The following is a 20,856-nucleotide window of genomic DNA, read 5'->3' as shown; positions in this document are numbered from 1 at the left end:
ATCCGAAACGGCTGGCAACGGGCGTCGACGGGATGGCGCGACGTCAGGCCGTTTCGGCCAGCGGTAAGGACAGTTCGAACGCCGCGCCGCTCGTCGAAGGCGTCAGGTCCAGCGTGGCTTGGTTGGCCGCGAGAAGGGCGCGAGCGATGGACAGGCCCAGGCCTGCACCGCCTTCGCCTCGACGGGTGGTGAAGAAGGGTTCGAAGATGCGACGGGCGTCGGCGGGGGCGACGCCGGGGCCGTCGTCCGTCAGGGTCAGGACCAGCCGGTCGGCGACGACGGCGGCGTCCAGGGTCACGGCGGCGGCGCCAGCCTGACGGCTGTTCTCCAGCAGGGTCGAGACCACCATTTCCAGAGTCGAGGCCGGCACGGCGACGCGGGGCGCATCCTCGGCCAAGCGGTTGACGATGGCGAGCCGGTCGCAGCGGGCGTCGACGGCCTTGGTCACCGGCGGATGCGGATCGACGGACAGGCCGGCCTCGGGCCGGGCCATGTCCGCGCGGGCCAGATCCAGCAGCCGGGTCACCAAGGCCGAGAGCCGTCGGCCGTCAGCGGCGATATTGTCGAGGAAACGGCGGCGCTCGGCGGGCGCCATCTCGTGGTCCTGAAGCAGTTCGACGGCGCCCTGAATACCGGCCAGGGGCGTCTTGAACTCATGGCTGACAGCGGCGGCGAAGTCGCGGAGGTAGCGGGAGCGGCGGTCGACGGCCTGGGCCATGTGGCCGAAATCCTCGTACAGGGTGCGGATCTCGACGGCGGCGGTGGCGGGCGTGGGCGGCAGGGGCCCGCCGCCTGTGGCCACGTCGCGTGTGGCGCGGCTGAGGGCCTCGATCGGTCGGGCGATGCCGCGCGAAACCAGGACGGCCAGCAGGGCCAGGGCGCCGAGCGTGCCGACGATCCCGAGGCCGATCTTGATTCGGTCCTGATAGATGCCCTTGAACAGGGCGCGGGGCGAGCGCGAGGCCAGGACCACGGCCTCGACCCGGCCGTTCACCATCACGGGCCGGGCGTGGTGGATGCGCAGGGCCGAGGCGCGGCTGAGCCACTCCATGGAATAGCGCGGATGGTAGGAGTCGTTTCGGCGCAGCACGGTTTCCGGCGCGCCGGACAGGGCGACGCCGACTTCGGGCAGGGCGGCGAGACTGCGGCCCAGGCCCTGGCCACGCACGACCACGCCGTTTCGGTCCAGCAGCAGGATCGAGGCCAGGGTGGTGCGGCTGGTCGCCTCCATTACCGGGTCGAGGCGGGCGGCGACCTGGACTGCAGCTGCGGTCGGCGGGCCGGCGGCGGGCGCGGGGGCTGGTCGCGCGGGCAGGACCGGCGTCGAGCCGAGGTCGATGGTGGCGGGCTCGGGCCGGTAGTAGCCAGGAGCCTGGCGCCGGGCCGGTCCGGGCGAGACCGCGACGGCGCCCGGCCAGTCGGCCTCGGCGACGGCCGTCAGGGTTGCGGCCTGGGCGATCAGCTCCGCCTCGGTCTGGCGGACCAGGGTGTTCTCGTAGACACGCAGGAAGATGGCGCTGAGTCCCGGTAATATGCCGGCGAAGATCAGGACCGAGACCAGGATGGTGCGCAGTCTCAGCGCCGGCCAGTGGGCGCGGACAACGGCCCGCAGGCGTTGGATCACGGGGCCTCACCCTGGCACTGCCCCAACTGATAGCCGACACCGGCGCGGGTCTCGATCACGTCGACGCCGCCCAGCGCAGCGAATTTGGAGCGCAGGTTGCGGATGTGGCTGTCGATGGTTCGGTCGGTCATGGCGAAGCCGGGGCCATAGACCCGGTCGATGATGGCGTCGCGCGTGAAGACCCGCGCGGGCGCATCGGCCAGGGTGCGGACAATGCTGAACTCGGTCACCGTCAGCGGCGCTTCGACACCGCGCCACTTCGCCCGCCAGCCCTCGGCGTCCAGGCTGAGGCCGCCGATGGAGAACCGGCCGGGTGTCTGGGGCGGCGGACGGCGGTGGACGCGACGCAGGATGGCGGCGACGCGCGCCACAACCTCACGCGGGCTGAAAGGCTTGGTGACATAGTCGTCGGCGCCCAGCTCCATACCCAGGATCCGGTCGATCTCGTCGTCTCGCGACGACAGGAACAGGACCGGAAGATCGCCCTGGGCGCGGATGCGGCGGCAGGTCTCGATCCCGTCCATGCGCGGCATGTTGATGTCGAGGATGACCAGGTCGGGCGTGCGCTCGGCCATGTCCGCCAGGGCCGCCTCGCCGTCGGCCGCTTCGCGCGTCGCCAGTCCGGCCTTCTGCAGGGCGAAGGCGAGCAGTTCGCGGATGTGCGGGTCGTCGTCGACCACCAGGACGGTGCATTGCATGATCGCCATGTTCAGCCTCCCGCTCTCGAGGTCAACGGTGCGGTCGAAGGGGCGGTTGTGACGACGGCCGGCGTCACGGGCTCGACCGGGGGCAGGTGTGGACGCAGATGGCCGTCCCAGGTCCGCTCACCCGGTCGGGGCGTCGCCAGGGGGCGCCCTTGGGTCAGGGCCTCGATCCGGTCCAGACGTCGCCGGTCGCGCCAGGTCCAGGCGGACGTGCCCTGGCGACGCTGGGTTTCGGCCATCAGTTCGGTCCGCACAGCGGCGACGCGGTCCGCGAACATCGGCGGCAGGTTGGTCTGTTCCAGCTCGACAAGCGGGACCAGGGCGGGCGAACCGAGGCCGCGCAGATAGCCCAGGTCGAGTTGGACGCCCCGGCCGCCGGCCTCGCGGGCGTGGCGGACATTCCAGCCTGCGGCGATCGCGCCCAGGTCGAAGGCGCTGAGAACGGCCAGGACCGACAGCGTGACCGCGACATTGGCGTCGATCAGCCAGTGGGCCGACTTGTCGCGAAGCATCCGCCAGCAGATCAGCAGCAGGCCGACTCCGACCAGGACCATCCAGATCACCGCCGCGATTCGGAACCGGGTCAGGGCGTAGGCCTCGATATAGTCGGCCGTGCGCAGCAGGCTGGAGGCGACCAGCAGCATGTTCTGCGCGATCCAGACGATCACCAAGCCGCGCACCGCCGGGCGTCTGGCCGTGTCCGATCCGGGCTGCAGCGCCACGAGGACGAACAGACCGGCGAGCAGGGCGGTGGCGATCAGCGGATAGGCGCCGCGATGGGCGTAGTCGGCCAGGCTCATGTCGCCGGGCAGGGGGGCGCCGCTCCACAGGAAGGCGATGTCGAGGCCGTTCTGCAGGGCGAAGACGAGGTTGAAGACGATCAGGGACCAGGCGATGGAGGTGGTAAGGCCGGGCGACGGCTTGCCGATCTTCCGCGTGGGCAGGACGAGAAGGGGTTTGCGCCAGCGGGGGCGCAAGAGGCTCATCGCCCCGACCAGGAAGACCAGGCCGAAGGCGACGCGCGCGATGGTCCCGCCGGACAGCGCCGGCAGGGCCAAGGCGTCGAGCAGGTCGGCGATGATCGGGTTGGCCATGGCGAACAGCCAGAGGAAGATCGCTCCGCCCACGATCGGCATGGCCAGGCGGAGAAGGAGGGACTGGATGGAGACGTTCTTTCGGATCCGCTTCAACCGTCCCAGTTTCGCCAGGTCGACCACAGGGCCGAACAGGGCGAATGCGCCGTGAAGGGCCAGGCGCTGGGCCCAGGCCCAGGCGGTCTCGTTCGCCCGGATCCGCATCGACAGGGCGGCGACGGTGACGGCCAGGCCGAACAGGAGCCAGGCCAGGAAGCCGGGCCGGTCTGTCAGGATCAGGGCGAGGGCGGTGGCGGCCAGGACGGCGGCGCGGCCGCGCGGCGTCCGCAGAAGCCCCTTGCGGGTCACGACCAGGGCGAGGACGGCGGCCAGGGCGAACAGACCCAGGCCCGATCCGGGCGCATGGCCGAACAGCAGCCGGTCGGCCAGGACGGCCAGGGTGCAGCCCAGTGCGATCTTCAGCCAGAGGGACGAACGGGACAGTATCGGTGTGTGAAGCATGCAGGCCTCCCTTTCGGGGCCGCTTGTTCACGCGCGAGGTCCAGCCCGTGCGGATGGCGCGAGGAATGTCCGCGCAGAGGCCGTGCAACTTCGATGCAGACGGTCCGGGTCACGGGCCTCAGCGGCTTTGCAGCGCTCCCCGCAGTATGGCCGACTTGCGCGACATCCGGGTCTTCACCGTCCGATAGACGACCGCCACGACCAGTATGGTCAGGGCGAGGGCGCCGATCAGCAGGGTGGGGCCGTGGGCCTCGCTGAGCAGCTCCAGCTGGGCCAGTCCCTGGGCGGCCAGATAGCCGGGGGCCAGCATGGCCAGGACCCAGACGATTCCCGAGGCGACATTGCCGAACTGGAAGGCGCGCTGGCGCATCCGCAGCATCCCCAGCGTCAGGGGGACGAAGGCGCGCAAGGGGCCGAAGAAGCGGCCGATGAAGATCGACATGATCCCGTAGCGGCGGCAGTAGAGGCGGGTCCAGGCGATGCGGCGACGGTGCGGCTTGAACATCGGACGCTGCAGGAAACGAACACCGAGACGGCGACCCAGCCAATAGCTGATGGCGTCGCCCAGCACGGCGCCGATCAGACAGCCGCCGATGACGCTGACCGGATCCAGCACGCCGGCGGCGATCAGGCCGCCTGCGGCGACCAGCAGGCCGGTGGCCGGTACGAAGGCGCCGATGACGGCGAGTGACTCGACGAAGACGACCAGACCCAGCAACACGCCGGCCCACATATGGTTGCGGGCGATGAAGTCGCCCGCGGACTGCAACAGGGAATCCATGAACTGGCCTTGGGGGAGGAAGGCGTCGTCGGTCGAGTCCCGACCGACGCAGGGCGACCTTATGTCACCGGCTTACGGCAGGCGTGTGACTTTGGCGGTCAAATCGGGGCGGGGGCGTTCCAGCGGCGGCTCGGTCAGGGTTCCGATGTGGATGAAACCGGCGACCGTCTCGCTCTCGCTCACCCCGAACAGGGCGGCGGCCTCGGCGTCGTAGCTGTACCAGTCGGTGATCCAGGCGGCGGAATAGCCGAAGCCCGAGGCGGCGTGCTCCAGATTCATGCAGACGGCGCCGGCAGACAGCTGCTGTTCCCAGACCGGCTTGGCGTTGGGAATGGGCGTCGAGACCACGAGGATGGTGAGGGGGGCGGCGGTCAGCTTGGCCAGCACCGCCTGTTCCTTGGACGGGCGGCCCTGGGTCTCGGCCAGGACGGCCAGTTTTTCCGCGATCTCGGCGCGGGATTTCGGCCCCAGGACGATGAAGCGCCATGGGAACAGCTTTCCGTGGTCCGGGGTGCGGGCGCCGAGCTGAAGAATCTGGTCCAGCTGGTCGTCCGACGGACCGGGGGCGACCAGGGCCTGGGCCGGAGCCGAGCGGCGGGTGGCCAGGCCAAGCAGGAAGGCCTGCGACGGGGCGGGCAGGGGGACGGCGTCGTTCAACGCATAGTCGGGAAGCGCGAAGTCGGGCAGGTCGGTCATGGCGTCTAGCTAGGCTTTCAACCCCGCATCCGCCATAGCTGGGGCATGACCAATTCGTCCGAAAAATCGCCGGAGCCGAAATGGGCCGAGGGGCTGGCCAAACCACCGGCGTGGCGCGCCGAGACCGAGGAGACGGTGTTCGAGAACCCGTGGATGCGGCTGACCCGGCACAGAACCGTCGCCCCGACCGGCAATCCGGCCGACTATACCGTCATGCGGCCGAAGAATGCGGCGACGGGGGTGTTGCCGGTCCATGACGACGGGACCGTGGTCTTGGTCGGGCAGCAGAGGTTCGCCTTCGCCAACTATTCCTGGGAGATGCCCGAGGGCGGGGCGCCCCTGGGCGAGGATCCGTTCGACGGCGTTCGGCGCGAACTGGCCGAGGAGGCGGGGCTGGAGGCGGCCCACTGGGCGCAGGCGCTGGAGATGGAGCTGTCCAATTCGGTCACGACCGAGATGGCCCATACCTGGATCGCCTGGGGCCTGAGCCCCGTTCCGGTCGCGCCGGACCCGACCGAGGTGATCGCCGTGGTGCGGGTGCCCTTCACCGCTCTGCTGGACGAGATCGGACGGGGGACGGTCCGCGATTCGCTGACGGTGGCGACGGCCTATCGCGCCTACCATATGGCCCGGACAGGCGAACTGCCCGAGGCGCTGGCGCGCGCCTTGCTTGGGGCGGTATGATGACGTCGAAGGAGCCCGGCATGGCCAAGCTAGAGATCGTCGCCGAAACGGACAGCGTGTGGCGCCAGCTGCGCGCCTCGGCCGAGGCCGCCTCGCGCGAGGAGCCTCAGTTGGGCTCGCAGATGAACGCCGTCATCCTGTCGCACGATGACCTGGCGGGGGCGCTCAGCTTCCAGATCGCGCGCAAGCTGGCGGACGGCGAGATGAGCGCCATGTCTGTGCGCGAGGTCTGCCTGTCGGCCTTCATCGCCGACCCGGCCATCGTCGAGGCGGCCGAGGCCGATTTGCAGGCTGTGGCGGAACGCGATCCGGCGATCCGCAACCTTCTGCAGCCCTTCCTCTATTTCAAGGGTTTCCAGGCCTTGCAGGCCTGGCGTGTGGCCCACTGGCTGTGGGGGCAGGGGCGCGAGACCCTGGCCTTCCACTTCCAGAGCCGGATTTCGGAACTGTTCCAACTGGACATCCACCCGGCGGCGCGCCTGGGCAAGGGGCTGTTCCTCGACCACGGCACCGGCATCGTCATCGGCGAGACGGCGGTGGTCGGCGACGACGTCTCCATGCTGCACAACGTCACCCTGGGCGGCACCGGCGCCGAACGCGGCGACCGCCACCCCAAGATCGGCAAGGGCGTCCTGCTGGGCGCCGGGGCCAAGGTGCTGGGCAATATCCACATCGGCGACTACGCCAAGGTAGCCTCGGGTTCGGTGGTGCTGAAGGATGTGCCGTCGGGCTGCACCGTCGCCGGGGTGCCCGCCCGTCTGGTCAACTGCCCGACCAATGCGGAGCCGGCCCGGACGATGGACCATACCTTGGCCGAGGTCGTGTACGACTTCGTGATCTGAAGGGCGGTTCTAACGACGCGCCATGCGAACGTCGCCGATCGGTCCGCCCACCGGCAGGAGGCGCAGCCGCAAGGTGGCGTCGCCGGTGAAACCGTCGCGCGTTCGATCGCTAAGACGATAGATCATCCTCACGCCTCCACCAGATGAGGTGACGACCAGATCGCCGTCTCTCAGTCTGCAGTCTGCGGAGTTGCCGTCGAGGACGCAGTTCAGGCGGCCATTATTCCCGGTTGTCACCGTTAGGGGGAAGTTCAGCCTCTCGCTTCCGTCCTTGGCCTTGAAGCTTATGTTGCGGTCCTGGCCTTCGGCAGGCGTGATCAGCAGCGACCACTCGCCCACCACTTCCCGCAGGACAATGGGGCCCGTGCTTTGCGCCTGAACCGGGGCGCCGAGGACGCCGCTCATCAGGGCGACCGCGAGGATCAGCGAAGCCTTCATCATGCCAGCCTCCGAAAACATGTTCCGGTAGATCGCCGCACGTACCTTGGATTGTCACGTGAAGCTTTGGACAGATTCCCGCGCGAGGTCGTTGTGGGCTCCCCTCTCGGTCGTTGGACCAGCTATGCTGGTCGGCGTGCAGCTTCTCTCGCGCTCGGGAGAGGATTTATGAACGTCTGCGGAAAATGCGCGACGCCGGTTTCCCTGAAGGCCTGATGTCTCTAGGGTCCGCGGCCAACGTTCAGACCATGAGGCCCCCCGTGAAAGACACCGACCTGAAGCGCATCGAGGCCCACCTCAAGCGCACCTTCAACACCGGCGGCATCATCGTGAAGGCCCGTCCGAAGCAGAACGACTCGGCCGAGGTCTATGTCGGTGACGAGTTCATCGGCATCGTCTTCGAGGACGAGGACGAGGAAGGCTCCTTCATGTTCGAGATGGCCATCCTGGCCGAAGACCTGCCGGAATAGGTGCAGAACTCTCGCCCGTGACGCTCGCTCCGGCGGGGCGTCACGGGCGGCGGGCCTCCGTCAACGGACGGAAGCGGCCCGCGTGACGGTCCGGGCGAACAGCGGGACCAGTCCCATCAGGGCGGCGAGGATCCAGAAGGCCGCCGTCAGCCCCGTGGCGTGAGCCACGAATCCTATGCCCGCCGGTCCGACCAGAATCCCGGCATAGCCCGTGGTCGTGATCGCCGCGATCGCCAGACCAGAGGGCATGACGGTCTGGGCGCCGGCCAGCCGGAACAGCACCGGCACGATATTGGACGCCCCCAGGCCGATCAGGACGAAGCCGCCGATGGCGATGGGCGCGACCGGAACCAGCAACAGAAGCGCGAACCCGCCGAGCGCGACCAGACCGCCCCAGAACAGGGTGCGGAAATCGCCCAGGCTCGCCGTGATGTGGTCCCCGACCAGCCGCCCCGTGGTCATGGCGATCGAGAAGACGATATAGCCGATCCCGCCCTGCGACAGGGCGACCAGACCCTTGTCGGTGATCAACAGGGCGCTCCAGTCCAGTATGGCTCCTTCGGCGAGGAATGTGGCCGCCGCCAGCACCGCCAGCAGCAGGACCGCGCCGTGCGGAACCGCGAACAGGGGCGCGTCCTGGGCGCCTTTGGCCTTCAGCAGGCGCGGCCACGCAAACAGGATGGCCGCCGCCACGCCGACGGCGCCGACCGTGGCGCAGATGACGGGTACGACGCCGAGCGACAGCAGGGCGGTGACGAAGGCGGCGCCGGCGAAGCCGCCGATGCTGAACAGGGCGTGGAAGCCGGACATCAGGGGCTTTGGCGCGTCCTTCTCGACATCGACGGCGTGGATGTTCATCGCCACGTCCAGCGAGCCCAGACCGGCGCCGAAGACGAACAGGACCAGGCCCAGGCTCAGCGGCGTGGCGGCGACGGCGAGGAAGGGCAGGGCGGCGGCCATCAGCAGTCCGCCCAGGATGATGACCGGCCGCGCGCCATAGCGGGCGCTGGCGATCCCGGTCAGGGCCATGGCCAGGACCGAGCCGACGCCGAGGCAGAGCAACAACAGGCCCAGGGCGCCGTCGTCGACGCCCAAGCGCGCCTTGGCGAACGGCACCAGAGGCGCCCAACTGGCCAGGCCGAAACCGGCGGCGAGGAAGGCGAGACGGGTGGCGATCCGCGTCTGCGGCCGGTCGTTGGACGGGGTCATCTCGGTCGTCCTAGCCGGCGTGGCGGGGCATCAGGTCGGGCGCGCGTACAGCCCGGATCACGGTGACGCCCGCCGCCTCGAACCCGGCGCACAGGGCCTCGGGGGCGTCGTGTTCGACGATCAGGGTGTCCAGCGCCGAACTGGCGACGACATGATGGGGCGCGATCCGGCCCAGCTTGTCGTTGGTGACCAGGGCGACCAGCCGCTGGCTGGAGGCAGCGGCGGTTCGTTTCAGCTCGGCCTCGCGGTCGTCCAGGGCCGAGATCCCGGCGACCGGATCGGCGGCGCAGGCGCCGATGAAGGTCAGGGCCGGCCGATACTGGGCGATCTGGGCCGCCGCTGTGGCGCCCAGCGCCCCGTCCAGTTCCGGATCCACGGCGCCGCCGATCAGGAACAGTTTGATCTCCGGGCGGCGATAGACGGCGCTGGCGACGGCGATGGAATTGGTGATCACGGTCACGGGGCGGCCGCGCGTCAGGGATTCCGCCAGCAGCAGATGGGTGGTGCCTGCGTCGATATAGATGGTCTGGTCTGGTTCGATCAGGGCCGCCGCCGCCCGGGCCAGGGCGCGTTTGGCGGGGAAGTCGCGGTCCACCCGCTCGACGAAGGGCGAAGCCTCGTTCAGGGGCAGGGCGCCGCCGTAGACGCGGCGGCATTTCCCGGCCTCGGCCAGGTCGCGCAGATCGCGGCGGATGGCGTCTTCCGAGACGCCGAACTCCTCGGCGAGCTGGCGCGCCATGACTGGCTGATCCTCGGCCAAGCGTTCGAGGATGATGTCGCGGCGGCGTTCGGGCGGCGAGTTGATATGCATGATCGTGTGCATATTGATGCATGTTTTTAATTGCAAGTGCCTGTTTGTGCGTGTTCCGAAATGCGGCCCGGCCTGCGTCAACTTGCGCGCCCTATCAGTGAGAACGTTCTCAAAAACAGCTTGACGCTGGGTCGCGACGTGGCCCTTATCGCAGGCGAAGGGCGGCGGAACGATCGTCCGGGAGCGAACGCACGGGATGACGAGGCCGGGGGCGGCATGGCCTCCGACGACGTCCATCCGCCTGTTTCCGGACCTTCTCCGCATCGCCTCATGGGGCCGAACACGCGAGGAAGATCATGCGCCGCACCACCGTATCCCTGATGAGCCTGGCGCTCGCCCTGTCGGGCGGCGCTCCCGTCCTGGCGCAGCAGATCGCCGTGCCCGAGGCGGCGCGGGCCAATCCCGCCGTCTGGCCCCACGCCGCCAGCCCCGCCGCCATCACCGACGCCCGGGCCGAGGCTTTCGTCACGGAACTGATGGCGAGGATGACGCTGGAGGAGAAGGTCGGTCAGTTGATCCAGGCCGACATCTCGTCGATCACGCCGGACGATCTGAAGACCTATCCGCTGGGGTCGATCCTGGCCGGCGGCAGTTCCGGTCCCTGGGGCGACGACAAGGCGCCGGCGCAGAAATGGCTGGACCTGGCCCGCGCCTTCCGCGCCGCCAACGAGGCTCGGGGCGGGACGGTCATCCCGCTGATCTACGGCATCGACGCGGTCCACGGGCACAACAACGTCCCCGGCGCGACCATCTTCCCGCACAATATCGGCCTGGGCGCCGCGCGCGACCCCAATCTGATCCGCCGTATCGGCGCGGCGACGGCGGTCGAGGTGGCGGTGACCGGGGCGGAATGGACCTTCGGCCCCACCCTGGCCGTGCCGCGCGACGACCGCTGGGGCCGCGCCTACGAGGGCTATGCCGAGGATCCCGAGGTGCAGCGCGCCTACGCCGGGCCGATGACCTTGGGCCTGCAGGGCGAGCTTCGGGCGGGACAGCCGCTGGCGCCGGGCCATATCGCCGGCTCCGCCAAACATTTCCTGGCTGACGGCGGCACCTTCGAGGGCGAGGACCAGGGCGATTTCCGGGGCACGGAACAGGAACTGATCGACGTCCATCTGGGCGGCTATGTCCAAGCCATCGACGCGGGCGTCCTGTCGATCATGGCCAGTTTCTCGGGCTGGAACGGGGTGAAGCATTCGGGCAATCCGACGCTGCTGCACGACGTGCTGCGCGGGCCGCTGGGCTTCAAGGGTTTCGTCGTCTCCGACTGGAACGCCCACGGCCAACTGCCGGGCTGCAGCAACGAGAGCTGCGCCCTGGCGATCAACGCCGGCATCGACATGCTGATGGCGCCGGACAGCTGGAAGCCGCTCTATGTCTCGACCCTGGCCCAGGCCAGGTCGGGCGAGATCCCCGCATCGCGGGTGGACGAGGCAGTGCGCCGCATCCTGCTGGCCAAGGTCAAGACCGGCCTGTTCGAACCGGCGCGGCCGATGGAAGGCCGGTTCGAAGAGTTGGCCTCGCCCGCGCACCGCGCCCTGGCGCGCGACGCGGTGCGGAAATCCCTGGTCCTGCTGAAGAACGACGGCGTCCTGCCGCTGCGCGCCAATGCGCGGGTGCTGGTGGCCGGGACGGCGGCGGACGACATCGGCCAGGCCTCGGGCGGCTGGACCCTGAGCTGGCAGGGCACGGGCAATTCCAACGCCGACTTCCCCCAGGGCCAGTCGATCTGGGCCGGGATCGAGGAGGCCGTGAAGGCCGGCGGCGGAACCGCGACCCTGAGCACGGACGGCGCCTTCACCGACAAGCCGGACGTCGCCATCGTCGTCTTCGGCGAGACCCCCTATGCCGAGTTCCAGGGCGACGTGGACAATCTGGACTACGTCCCGACCGCGCCGCTGGAGACGCTGAAACGGCTGAAGGCGGCGGGGATCCCGACCGTCTCGGTCTTCCTGTCGGGCCGGCCGATGTGGACCAATCCCGAGATCAACGCCTCGGACGCCTTCGTCGCCGCCTGGTTGCCGGGCACGGAGGGCGGCGGGGTCGCGGACCTGCTGGTCGGCGGGGTGGACGGCAAGCCGCGCCACGACTTCACCGGCAAACTGTCGTTCAGCTGGCCCAGGGATGCGACGGGTGCGCCGCTGAACCACGGCCAGCCCGGCTACGACCCGCAGTTCGCCTATGGCTACGGGCTCAGCTACGCCGCACCCGCGACGGTGGGCGCCCTGTCCGAGGAGAGCGGCGTGGCCGAATCCGCCGCCAGCCTGGACCGCTATTTCGTCGACGGCCGGTTCGTCTCGCCGTGGAGCCTGCTGCTGAACGACGCGGGCGGTCAGACCCGGCCCGGCACGGCCAAGACCTCGTCCAGCCCGCGCGGCGGCGTGACCACTCGCCCGGTCGACGACCTGGCCCAGGAAAGCGCCCAGCAGTTCGTCTTCGCCGGCCAAGGCGAGGCCAGTGTCGAGATCTGGGGCACGCCCATCGACCTGACCCGCCAGGCCAACGGCGCCGTGGCCCTGGGCTTCCGCTATCGCGTCGATGCGGCGCCGAGCGGCCCGGTGCGCTTCTCTCTGGGCGGCGGTTCGACCGATCTGACGCCCCTGCTGCGCGGCGCGCCGGTTGGGGAGTGGCGCGAGGCGCGCATCCCCCTGACCTGTTTCCGCACCGACGGCGGCGACCTGTCCCGCGTCGAGGTCCCATTCCGCATGGCGACCGGCAGAGCGCTGACGTTGTCCATCTCGGAGATCAAGCTGGACGCCAGCCAGACGGAGACCCGCTGTCCGGGGTGAGGATCAGGCCGCCGTTCGCCACAAGGCGACGGCGGCGACGCTTATGGGGGAGAAGGCGGCCAGTGCGATGAACCGTTGCAGCAGGCCGCCATAGGCTGCCCGATCGACTGGCACGACGCCCGACATGATCAGCACCATCAGCGCCATCAGCGCCAGATTGGCGACAAAATAGACGCGCCATCGCTTCAAAGACGGGGCCGCGAAGGCTGCGACGGCGAACAGCAGCGGCAGGGCCAGCAGAGCGGGTGTCGAGGGATTGGTGCGGTGACGCGGGTCCGGCAGCGGGAAGACGCCGGCCCAGATACAGCCGCTGGCCGCGAGCAGAACTGCAGCGAGGATCAGCAGATTGAGCGCGAACGGACAGCGATCCTCCCTGAAGGCGCCAAACAGCCCGAACGCGCCCGCTAGGCCAATGGCGCCGCAAATCAAGGCGACGGCGTTGAACACGGCCGCATAGGGAGACCGATCCGATCCAAGCAGACTGGCTGCATCGGTCATCGGGTCGTAACCGGGGAATGTCGGCCCCAGGACAAGTTGCACCCCGAAATAGAGGATGGGCAGCAGGATCGCGCCCAGCAGCAGGATGTGGATTTTCGTCCAAGTCACGCCGTGTCCCCCAAGCTTCGCCGTGGACGGTAGCATGGAGAATGCGCCGGACAATCAGCGGATGTAATCGCCGCCTCAGCCCGCGTGGGCGACGAAGGTCAGGGTGTGGCTGTAGCTGCGATAGGGCGTCGCCGCGCCGGCGGGGGAGGCGGTGCGGTGGCGGACCTGGGTCATATAGGCGCCGGGGTCGTCGACGCGGATCGTCAGCAGGCCTGTGGCGTCGGTGGTCAGTTCGGCCTCTATCTTCTTGCCGTCGTACTGGCCGGCCTCGCGGAAGACGGTGACGGCGGCGCCGGCCAGGGGCTGGCCGTCGAACAGCAGGCGGAAGGTCGCGTCCTCGCCGGCGACGATGTCGTTGGGCTGGGTCAGGGGCTGAAGTTCAAGCCCCTGGCCGACAGGTTTCAGGGCGGCGTCGTCGGGGGCGCCGCGCACTACATAGACGTCGGCGACGGTGATGCTCTGGACATCGACCAGTTCGGCGCCGGGAGGCGGGGGCGTATCCTCCTCGCCGACCATCTTCCAGCCGGACGGGGTCTCGTACATCTTGGCCGAACGACCGACGCGGGCGCCGGAGGACAGGCGATAGAGGCCGTCGACCGGCGTCGGCGCCTCGAACACGGCCAGATCCCGCAGATAGGTGACGGCGCTGATCGGCGTGTCACCGTTTGGGCCGACGATATGGAAGCTGTCGGACCGCATCACGACCTCGGCGTTGAAGACGTCCTCGGTGAAGGCCGCCTCGACCGTAACGTGGTCGCGGTTGGTGGCGTCGAAGACATTGGGTCGCAGATAGGGGGAGTGGGCCTGGGCCGCACCTGCACTCCAGACGGCGAGAAGACTGGCCAGCAGGCCGGCGTGCAGGGTGGTTCTGGTCATGGTCGCGCTCCCGTTCGCACGAACATTATAAGATTGCGAGGCGTTTGCAATCGTTCAGGCTTGCGCGACTGACGGTTGTTCGCGCAGGTTCCGTCTTCCCAGAATCCCCCATTCCTGAGGTTCCCCATGCCCGTGAAGACCGTCGCCGAGTTCGTCGCCGCCTATAAGGAGAAGGACGTCAGCACCGAAGCCTTCGAACTGGAGAACCAGTATCTGCTCGAGGTGCGGCTGAACGGCTCGGTCTGGGCGAAATCCGGGGCCATGGTGGCGCGGACCGGCCAGGTGAAGTTCACGCGTCAGGGCCTGATGGAGCAGGGAATCGGCAATCTTCTGAAGAAGGCCGTCAGCGGCGAAGGCATGGTGCTGATGAAGGTCGAGGGGCAGGGGCGCGTCTATCTCGCCGACACGGGCAAGAAGATCACCCTGTTGCGGCTCGATAACGAGACCATCTTCGCCAACGGCAACGACGTTCTGGCGCTGGAGACCGGCGTCAGCAACCAGATCACCATGATGAAGCGGATCGCGGGCATGATGTCCGGCGGCCTGTTCAATGTGAAGCTGAGCGGCAGCGGCATCGTCGCCATCACCTCCCACTATGACCCGCTCATCCTCAAGGTCAGTGCGGCGACCGGCCCGGTCTTCACTGACCCCAACGCCACAGTGGCCTGGTCGGGCAATCTGACGCCGGAGATCGCCACCGACATCTCGTTCAAGACCTTGGTCGGCAGGGGCTCGGGCGAGAGCATCCAGATGAAGTTCCAGGGCGAGGGCTGGGTCGTGGTCCAGCCCTACGAGGAGACGTACATGCAGGCCAATAGCGGCGGCTGAATGAATACTTCACCTCGTCATCCTCGCCCTTGTGGCGAGGATCCAGACTCCCGGTGTTTCGGTAGGGTGCGCGCCCTTTGACACCGGGCGTATGGATCCTAGGCACAAGGCCCAGGATGACGGACGCGAGCGGGGGGCTTGGCCCTACGCCACCTCCGCCAGGGCCTCTTCCGCCGCGACCCAGGCGGCCTCGGCGGCGGCGAGGTCGCCCTCGGTCTTGGCGCGGGCTCGGGTCAGGCCTTCCAGGGCCTTGGGGTTGCTGACCGATGCCGTGGCCATGTCGTCGTCGATGCGGGCGATCTCGGCCGTCAGACGGGCCATGTTTTCTTCCGCCTTCTTGACCGCATGGCGCAGGGTCGAGGGCGAAGGGCCTGATTTGCGGTCGTTCTTCTTGCCCTTGTTGTTCGAACCCTTGTCGGTCTGGGCGGCCTCTTCCTTCTTGATCTGGCTGGGCTTGGCGATGGCCTGTTTGGCGCGGTCGAGCACGAACTTGGCGTAGTCGTCCATGTCGCCGTCGAAGGGTTTCACCGTCCCGTCGGCGGCCAGCCACAGCCGGTCGGCCACCATCTCCATCAGCGAACGGTCGTGGGTGATCAGGATGACGGCGCCGGTGTAGTCGTTCAGCGCGTCCAGCAGGGCGCGGCGGCTGTCGATGTCCAGGTGGTTGGTCGGTTCGTCGAGGATCAGGACGTGGGGCGCGTCCATGGCCACCATGTTCAGCAGCAGGCGGGCGCGTTCGCCGCCCGACAGGCTGTCCACCGTGGTCTCCTGCTTTTCGTAGCCGAGGCCGAACTGGGCCAGTTTGGAGCGGCGGCCGCTTTCCGGCGCGTCCGGCATGGCGCGGCGGATGATCTCCAGCGGCGTGTCGGTCGGGTCCATGGCTTCGATCTGGTGCTGGTGGAACCAGCCGACCTTCATCTTCTTGTCCCGGTGCAATTCGCCTTCGGAGACGTTCAGGGCGCCGGCGATCATCTTGGCGAAGGTCGACTTGCCGGCGCCGTTGACGCCCAGCAGTCCGATCCGGTCGTCCAGGTCCATCCGCAGGTTCAGATTGCGAAGGATCGGCTTGCCCGTGTCATAGCCGACATTGGCCCGCTCCAGCCGGATCAGCGGCGGCGCCAGCGGACGCGGCGGCGAGGGCAGGGTGAAGGGGGCGACGCGCTCCTCGATGGTGGTGGCCACCGGCTGCATCTTCTCCAGCCGCTTCATCCGCGACTGGGCCTGAGCGGCCTTGGAGGCCTTGGCCTTGAAGCGATCCACGAAGGATTGAAGGTGAGCGCGTTCGGCGTCCTGCTTGGCCTTGGCCGACAACTGCAGCCTGGCCTTCTCGGCGCGGGCCTTTTCGAAGGCGTCGTAGTTGCCGGTGTAGAGGGTCAGGGTGTGGTTCGCGAGGTGCAGGATATGGGTGCAGACCTCGTTCAGCATCTCGCGGTCGTGGGAGATGATCAGGGCCGTGTGCGGGTATTTCTTCAACCTCGCCTCCAGCCATAGGGCGCCTTCCAGGTCGAGATAGTTGGTCGGTTCGTCGAGGAGCAGCATGTCCGGCTCGGCGAACAGGGCGGCGGCCAGAGCGACGCGCATCCGCCAGCCGCCGGAGAAGTGCGACATCGGCCGGGCCTGGTTTTCCTGGTCGAAGCCCAGGCCGACCAGGATTTCGGCGGCGCGCGCGGGGGCGGCGTCGGCGTCGATCTCGATCAGGCGGGCCCAGATCTCGCCCATCTCCTCGGGCGGCGCGGTTTCCAGACGGCCCAGCAGTTCGTGGCGCTCGACGTCGGCTTCCAGGATGGTGTCGATGACGCTGACCGGCGTGGCCGGGTGTTCCTGATCGACCGAACCGATGCGGGCGGTCTTGGGCAGGCTGATCTCGTCCCCAGCGGCGTGAAGCTCGCCCAGGATCAGTTTGAACAGGGTCGACTTGCCGATGCCGTTGCGGCCGACCAGGCCGACCTTGGAGCCGGGCGGCAGGCTGACCGAGGCGTCCACGAGGAATTTGCGGCCCCAGGCGTTGAAGGTCAGGTCTGTGATCTGGAGCATGGAGCGAAATCTGAAATCGTCCGAAGGCCGCCGATCGCCGGGCGAGGGGCCTGCAGACATGAAAAAAGGGACAGTTGGAAACTCGGGAGGTCGTCGCTATAAGCCCGCGACACTCAAACTCCCAAACAAGAAGTCACCTCCATGACCGAACGCACCTTCTCGATCATCAAGCCCGACGCCACGCGCCGCAACCTGACCGGCGCGATCAACGCCGTCATCGAAGGCGCCGGCCTGCGCATCGTCGCCCAACGTCGCGTCAAGCTGTCGACCGACCAGGCCAAGAAATTCTACGAAGTTCACGCCGAACGCCCCTTCTACGGCGAACTGGTCGAGCAGATGACCGCCGAGCCGGTCGTCGTTCAGGTTCTGGAAGGCGACAACGCCGTTCTGGCCTATCGTGAAGTCATGGGCGCCACCAATCCGGAACAGGCTGCCGAAGGCACCATCCGCAAGCAGTTCGCCCTGTCGATCGGCGAGAACTCGGTCCACGGTTCGGACTCGCAGGACAACGCCAAGATCGAGATCGAGCAGTTCTTCACCGAAGACCAGATCGTCGGCTAAGCGCTCAAGCCGCGAGGGACCGCGTCCCGAGCATAGCGCCAGCAGGATCGCAACCGCGACTGCGACATTAGGGCCCGCGTCCGGAACCGGACGCGGGCCTTTTCGTTTGGTCTGCATCGTCTCGTCCCCCTCTCGGAGAAGAACCATGAAGACCATCCTGAAACTGACCCCCGTCATCGGCGCCGTGGCCCTGCTGGCCGCCTGCGGCCAGACCATGGAACAACGCGCCGCCACCGGCGCCCTGGGCGGCGCCGTCGCCGGCCAGGTGGTTGGCGGCAACACCGGCTCGACCGTCGCCGGCGCCGCCATCGGCGCCGTGGCCGGCGCGGCGACCACGCCGAAGTAAGCCCTTCAGCCCAACGGCTGAAAAAGAAAGGCCCGGAGCGACGCTCCGGGCCTTTTTGCGTTTGGGCTGTACGACCGCCTACCAGATGCGGGCGCGGGCTTCCGGAGCGATATATTCCTTCTGGTCCGCACTGATGCCGAAGGCGGCGTACCAGGCGTCGATATTGCGCGGCGAGGTCGAGGCGCGGACCGAACCCGGCGAGTGCGGATCTGTGGTCAGTTGTTCCTTCAGGGCCGCCTCGCGCGACTTCTCGCGCCAGACCTGGGCCCAGCCCAGGAAGACGCGCTGATCGCCCGACAGGCCGTCGATCACCGGGGCCGGCTGGCCGTTCAGCGACTTGTGGTAGGCGTCCAGCGCCAGCAGCAGGCCGCCCAGGTCGGCGATGTTCTCGCCCATGGTCAGGTCGCCGTTGACGTGGACGCCGGGGATCGGCTCCAGGCTGTCGTAGATGTCGCCCAGCACCTTGGCGCGCGCCTCGAACCGGGCGGCGTCCTCGGGCGTCCACCAGTCGCGCAGCACGCCGTCGCCGTCGGACTTGCGGCCCTGGTCGTCGAAGCCGTGGGTGATCTCGTGGCCGATGACCGCACCGATGCCGCCGTAGTTGACGGCCGGGTCCGCGTTCGGATCGAAGAAGGGCGCCTGCAGGATGGCGGCCGGGAAGACGATCTCGTTGCGCGGCGGGTTGTAATAGGCGTTCACCGTCTGGGGCGTCATGCCCCATTCCAGCGGATCGACCGGCTGGCCGATCTTGCCGCGCTGATAGGCCCATTCGAAGGCGCTGGAGCGTTCGACATTGCCGTACAGGTCGTCGGCGGTCAGCTCCAGGCCGTCATAGGACCGCCACTTGTCCGGATAGCCGATCTTCACCCCGAACTTGGACATCTTGTAGAGGGCCTGTTCGCGCGTCGGCTCGCTCATCCAGTCCAGGGTCTTCAGACGCTCGGTCATGGCCTCGCGGATATTGCCGACCAGGGTCTCCATCTGGGCTTTGGAGGAGGCGGGGAAGTGCAGGCGGACATATTCCTGGGCCAGGACCTCGCCGAGCTGGCCGTCGACCAGGGCCACGCCGCGATTCCAGCGCGGACGGTTTTCGGGCTGGCCGCGCAGGGTCTTGCCGCGGAACTCGAAACGGGCGTCGACGAAGGCCTTGGACAGATAGGGGCTGGCCTGATCCACGATCTGGGTCGCCTCCCACGCCTTCAGGGTCTCGATGGGGGTGTCGGCGAAGACCTGGGCGATGCCCGGAATGGCCGTATTCTCCATCAGCACCAGGGTCTCGAGATTTCCGACCTGCGAGCCGTCGAGGAAGGCGGCCCAGTCGAAGCCGGGAGCCAGGGCAGCCAGGTCGGCGACCTTGGTCGGGTTGTAGAGCTTGTCGATCTGGCGACGCTCGACCGTGGTCCAGTGTTTTTCGGCCACCTTGGTCTCGAAGGCCAGGATGTCGGCGGCGGACTGGGCCGGGGTGGTCCAGCCGATGGCCGTCAGGGTCTGGGTCAGATAGGCCAGATAGGCCTCGCGCTGGCTGGCGAAGTCGGGCTTCAGATAATAGTCGCGGTCGGGCAGGCCCAGGCCGCCCTGGGCCAGATAGGCCGAGTTGATGTCGGGGTTCTGCAGATCCTCGAACACGGCGACGCCGAACAGCGAACCGCCGAAGCCGGAGTGGCTCTGGCCCATCAGGCGGGCCATGCCGGCGTGGTCGGTGACGGCCTTCACGGCGGCGAGGTCGGCCTGCATCGGGGCGGCGCCCAGCTGTTCGACGCGGGCCTCGTCCATGAAGCTGGCGTAGAGAGCGCCGACCTTGCGGGCGTTCTCGTTGGCGGGATTGGCGGCGCTGGTCTCGATGATGGAGCGGAGCTGGGCCTGGGCGTTTTCGTACAGGACGTCGAACGGACCGAACCGGGCCTTGTCGGCGGGGATCTCGGTGGTGCGCAGGTAAGTGCCGTTGGCGTAGGCGTTGAAGTCGTCGCCGGGCTTAACCGCCGTGTCGCGACCGGCCAGATCGAAACCCCAGGGGGTGATGCCGGGGGCGGCGTGGGCGCCGTGCGCGTGGTCCTGCGCCGAGGCGCCGCCGGTCAGCGCGACGACGATACAGGCCGAGCAGGCGGCCATCAGGCGAATACGTTGCATGTAAGACTGGGTCCCGATTTGAATCGGCGGCACCTTTGCGCCGGTGCGACGCCCTGTCGCATGAAGTTTTCGTAATCTGATGCTCCGCACCCCGCTCATCCCCGCGAAAGCGGGGGCCAGTCTGTTGTAGAGCAGGGTGCAGGGGATCGAGGGTGTGGCGCCGCGGATCGGATGGAGCGCCCAAAACACTGGGTCCCACTTTCGCGGGGATGAGCGGAAAATCTAGGTCCGCGCCAGACCTCTGCAGAACGCACTCAGCACGCGCGGATACAGCTCATGCTCCGCCGTCTTGACCCGTTCGGCCAGGCTGCCGGGCGTGTCGTCCGCCAGGATCGGCACGCGGGCCTGACCCAGGATCGGGCCTTCGTCCACGCCCTCGGTGACCAGATGCACGGTGCAGCCGGCCTCGGCGTCGCCGGCGGCGATGGCGCGGGCGTGGGTGTCCAGACCCGGATAGAGGGGCAGCAGGCTGGGGTGGATGTTCAGCATCCGCTCGCGCCAGCCGCCGACCAGCCAGGGCGTCAGCACCCGCATGTAGCCGGCCAGGGCCACGACCTCGGCGCCGGCGTCGCGCAGGGCCTGGTCCACGACCCGCTCGTGCGCCTCGCGGTCCTTGCTGAAGGGTTTGTGAGGGACGGCGACGGTTGGGACGCCCTTGGCTGCGGCGATGGCCAGGCCGCCCGCGCCCTCGATGTTCGACAGGACCAGGGCCACCTCGTAACCGCTGTCCGCTACCTTCGCCGCGTCGATCAGGGCGGCCATGTTGGAGCCGGTCCCGGAGATCAGGACGGCGACGCGGACGGGAGAGGCGGCTTCGGACGACATGGCCGCCCCC

Annotated in this window: 20 protein-coding genes; 7 read left to right on the top strand and 13 right to left on the bottom strand. The window is 68.4% G+C overall.

Annotation, left to right across the window (positions count from 1 at the left end; all coding sequences use genetic code 11):
* Positions 1-43 precede the first annotated feature (43 nt).
* The 5 genes from ACIQ1T_RS07900 to ACIQ1T_RS07880 form a co-directional block, all read right to left on the bottom strand.
* Entirely contained in the window at positions 44-1,624 is a 1,581-nt protein-coding gene (locus ACIQ1T_RS07900; protein WP_395943987.1) for a sensor histidine kinase, read from the bottom strand.
* Positions 1,621-2,331 carry a response regulator gene (locus ACIQ1T_RS07895; RefSeq protein ID WP_395943986.1) on the bottom strand — a complete coding sequence of 237 codons (711 nt, stop codon included), beginning with the start codon at positions 2,329-2,331 and terminating at the stop codon, positions 1,621-1,623. Before ACIQ1T_RS07895 ends, ACIQ1T_RS07900 begins: the two co-directional genes overlap by 4 nt.
* A 2-nt stretch (positions 2,332-2,333) precedes the next feature.
* Entirely contained in the window at positions 2,334-3,923 is a 1,590-nt protein-coding gene (locus tag ACIQ1T_RS07890) for a DUF4173 domain-containing protein (RefSeq protein WP_395943985.1), read from the bottom strand.
* A gap of 118 nt (positions 3,924-4,041) precedes the next feature.
* The gene (locus tag ACIQ1T_RS07885) at positions 4,042-4,704 is read right to left on the bottom strand and encodes a DedA family protein (RefSeq protein ID WP_395943984.1); all 663 of its coding nucleotides are present in this window, start codon (positions 4,702-4,704) and stop codon (positions 4,042-4,044) included.
* A 72-nt stretch (positions 4,705-4,776) separates the two neighbouring features.
* Entirely contained in the window at positions 4,777-5,400 is a 624-nt protein-coding gene (locus tag ACIQ1T_RS07880; RefSeq protein WP_395943983.1) for a nitroreductase, read from the bottom strand.
* A 45-nt stretch (positions 5,401-5,445) separates the two neighbouring features.
* Between ACIQ1T_RS07880 and ACIQ1T_RS07875 the strand changes: the two genes are divergently transcribed.
* Positions 5,446-6,084, top strand: coding sequence for an NUDIX domain-containing protein (locus ACIQ1T_RS07875; RefSeq protein WP_395943982.1), 639 nt, complete (start codon positions 5,446-5,448; stop codon positions 6,082-6,084).
* Between the two features lie 20 nt (positions 6,085-6,104).
* Positions 6,105-6,926, top strand: a complete 822-nt coding sequence (cysE, locus tag ACIQ1T_RS07870) for a serine O-acetyltransferase (RefSeq protein WP_395943981.1) — start codon at positions 6,105-6,107, stop codon at positions 6,924-6,926.
* A gap of 9 nt (positions 6,927-6,935) precedes the next feature.
* Here cysE and ACIQ1T_RS07865 read toward each other — a convergent pair whose 3' ends face one another.
* Entirely contained in the window at positions 6,936-7,367 is a 432-nt protein-coding gene (locus ACIQ1T_RS07865; RefSeq protein WP_395943980.1) for a hypothetical protein, read from the bottom strand.
* 257 nt (positions 7,368-7,624) lie between these two features.
* Here ACIQ1T_RS07865 and ACIQ1T_RS07860 point away from each other — a divergent pair, with 257 nt between their 5' ends.
* Positions 7,625-7,834: a DUF3126 family protein gene (locus ACIQ1T_RS07860; RefSeq protein ID WP_008261149.1), complete on the top strand. Its 210-nt coding sequence runs from the start codon at positions 7,625-7,627 to the stop codon at positions 7,832-7,834.
* Between the two features lie 60 nt (positions 7,835-7,894).
* Here the strand turns inward: ACIQ1T_RS07860 and ACIQ1T_RS07855 are convergent, their stop codons facing one another.
* Together ACIQ1T_RS07855 and ACIQ1T_RS07850 are read right to left on the bottom strand one after the other, a co-directional pair.
* Positions 7,895-9,043 (bottom strand): MFS transporter, encoded by a 1,149-nt coding sequence (locus tag ACIQ1T_RS07855; protein WP_395943979.1) that lies wholly within the window; start codon positions 9,041-9,043, stop codon positions 7,895-7,897.
* A gap of 10 nt (positions 9,044-9,053) precedes the next feature.
* Entirely contained in the window at positions 9,054-9,866 is an 813-nt protein-coding gene (locus tag ACIQ1T_RS07850) for a DeoR/GlpR family DNA-binding transcription regulator (protein ID WP_395943978.1), read from the bottom strand.
* Positions 9,867-10,150: 284 nt separating this feature from the next.
* Here ACIQ1T_RS07850 and ACIQ1T_RS07845 point away from each other — a divergent pair, with 284 nt between their 5' ends.
* On the top strand, positions 10,151-12,643 hold the full coding sequence (locus ACIQ1T_RS07845; RefSeq protein ID WP_395943977.1) for a glycoside hydrolase family 3 protein: 2,493 nt from the start codon (positions 10,151-10,153) through the stop codon (positions 12,641-12,643).
* Between the two features lie 3 nt (positions 12,644-12,646).
* Here ACIQ1T_RS07845 and ACIQ1T_RS07840 read toward each other — a convergent pair whose 3' ends face one another.
* Positions 12,647-13,249 carry a DUF998 domain-containing protein gene (locus tag ACIQ1T_RS07840; RefSeq protein ID WP_395943976.1) on the bottom strand — a complete coding sequence of 201 codons (603 nt, stop codon included), beginning with the start codon at positions 13,247-13,249 and terminating at the stop codon, positions 12,647-12,649.
* Between the two features lie 75 nt (positions 13,250-13,324).
* Positions 13,325-14,125: a DUF4198 domain-containing protein gene (locus ACIQ1T_RS07835; protein WP_395943975.1), complete on the bottom strand. Its 801-nt coding sequence runs from the start codon at positions 14,123-14,125 to the stop codon at positions 13,325-13,327.
* Between the two features lie 126 nt (positions 14,126-14,251).
* Here ACIQ1T_RS07835 and ACIQ1T_RS07830 point away from each other — a divergent pair, with 126 nt between their 5' ends.
* Positions 14,252-14,953: an AIM24 family protein gene (locus ACIQ1T_RS07830; protein ID WP_395943974.1), complete on the top strand. Its 702-nt coding sequence runs from the start codon at positions 14,252-14,254 to the stop codon at positions 14,951-14,953.
* Positions 14,954-15,097: 144 nt separating this feature from the next.
* On the opposite strand, the gene ACIQ1T_RS07825 is transcribed toward ACIQ1T_RS07830, so the two are convergent.
* A complete protein-coding gene (locus ACIQ1T_RS07825; protein WP_395943973.1) occupies positions 15,098-16,987 on the bottom strand; it encodes an ABC-F family ATP-binding cassette domain-containing protein in 1,890 nt (629 codons plus the stop codon).
* 141 nt (positions 16,988-17,128) lie between these two features.
* Here ACIQ1T_RS07825 and ndk point away from each other — a divergent pair, with 141 nt between their 5' ends.
* Entirely contained in the window at positions 17,129-17,548 is a 420-nt protein-coding gene (gene ndk, locus ACIQ1T_RS07820) for a nucleoside-diphosphate kinase (RefSeq protein WP_395943972.1), read from the top strand.
* A 145-nt stretch (positions 17,549-17,693) separates the two neighbouring features.
* Positions 17,694-17,894 carry a hypothetical protein gene (locus tag ACIQ1T_RS07815; RefSeq protein WP_054766136.1) on the top strand — a complete coding sequence of 67 codons (201 nt, stop codon included), beginning with the start codon at positions 17,694-17,696 and terminating at the stop codon, positions 17,892-17,894.
* A gap of 78 nt (positions 17,895-17,972) precedes the next feature.
* On the opposite strand, the gene ACIQ1T_RS07810 is transcribed toward ACIQ1T_RS07815, so the two are convergent.
* Positions 17,973-20,021 carry a M13 family metallopeptidase gene (locus ACIQ1T_RS07810; RefSeq protein ID WP_395943971.1) on the bottom strand — a complete coding sequence of 683 codons (2,049 nt, stop codon included), beginning with the start codon at positions 20,019-20,021 and terminating at the stop codon, positions 17,973-17,975.
* A 222-nt stretch (positions 20,022-20,243) separates the two neighbouring features.
* Positions 20,244-20,846, bottom strand: a complete 603-nt coding sequence (gene purN / locus ACIQ1T_RS07805) for a phosphoribosylglycinamide formyltransferase (protein ID WP_395943970.1) — start codon at positions 20,844-20,846, stop codon at positions 20,244-20,246.
* Positions 20,847-20,856 lie beyond the last annotated feature (10 nt).

Origin of the sequence: Brevundimonas sp. (genome assembly GCF_044336875.1) — a bacterium.
GTDB lineage: Bacteria > Pseudomonadota > Alphaproteobacteria > Caulobacterales > Caulobacteraceae > Brevundimonas.
The sequence above is the reverse complement of the archived record's forward strand: the minus strand, read 5'-3'. Positions and strand labels throughout refer to the sequence as shown.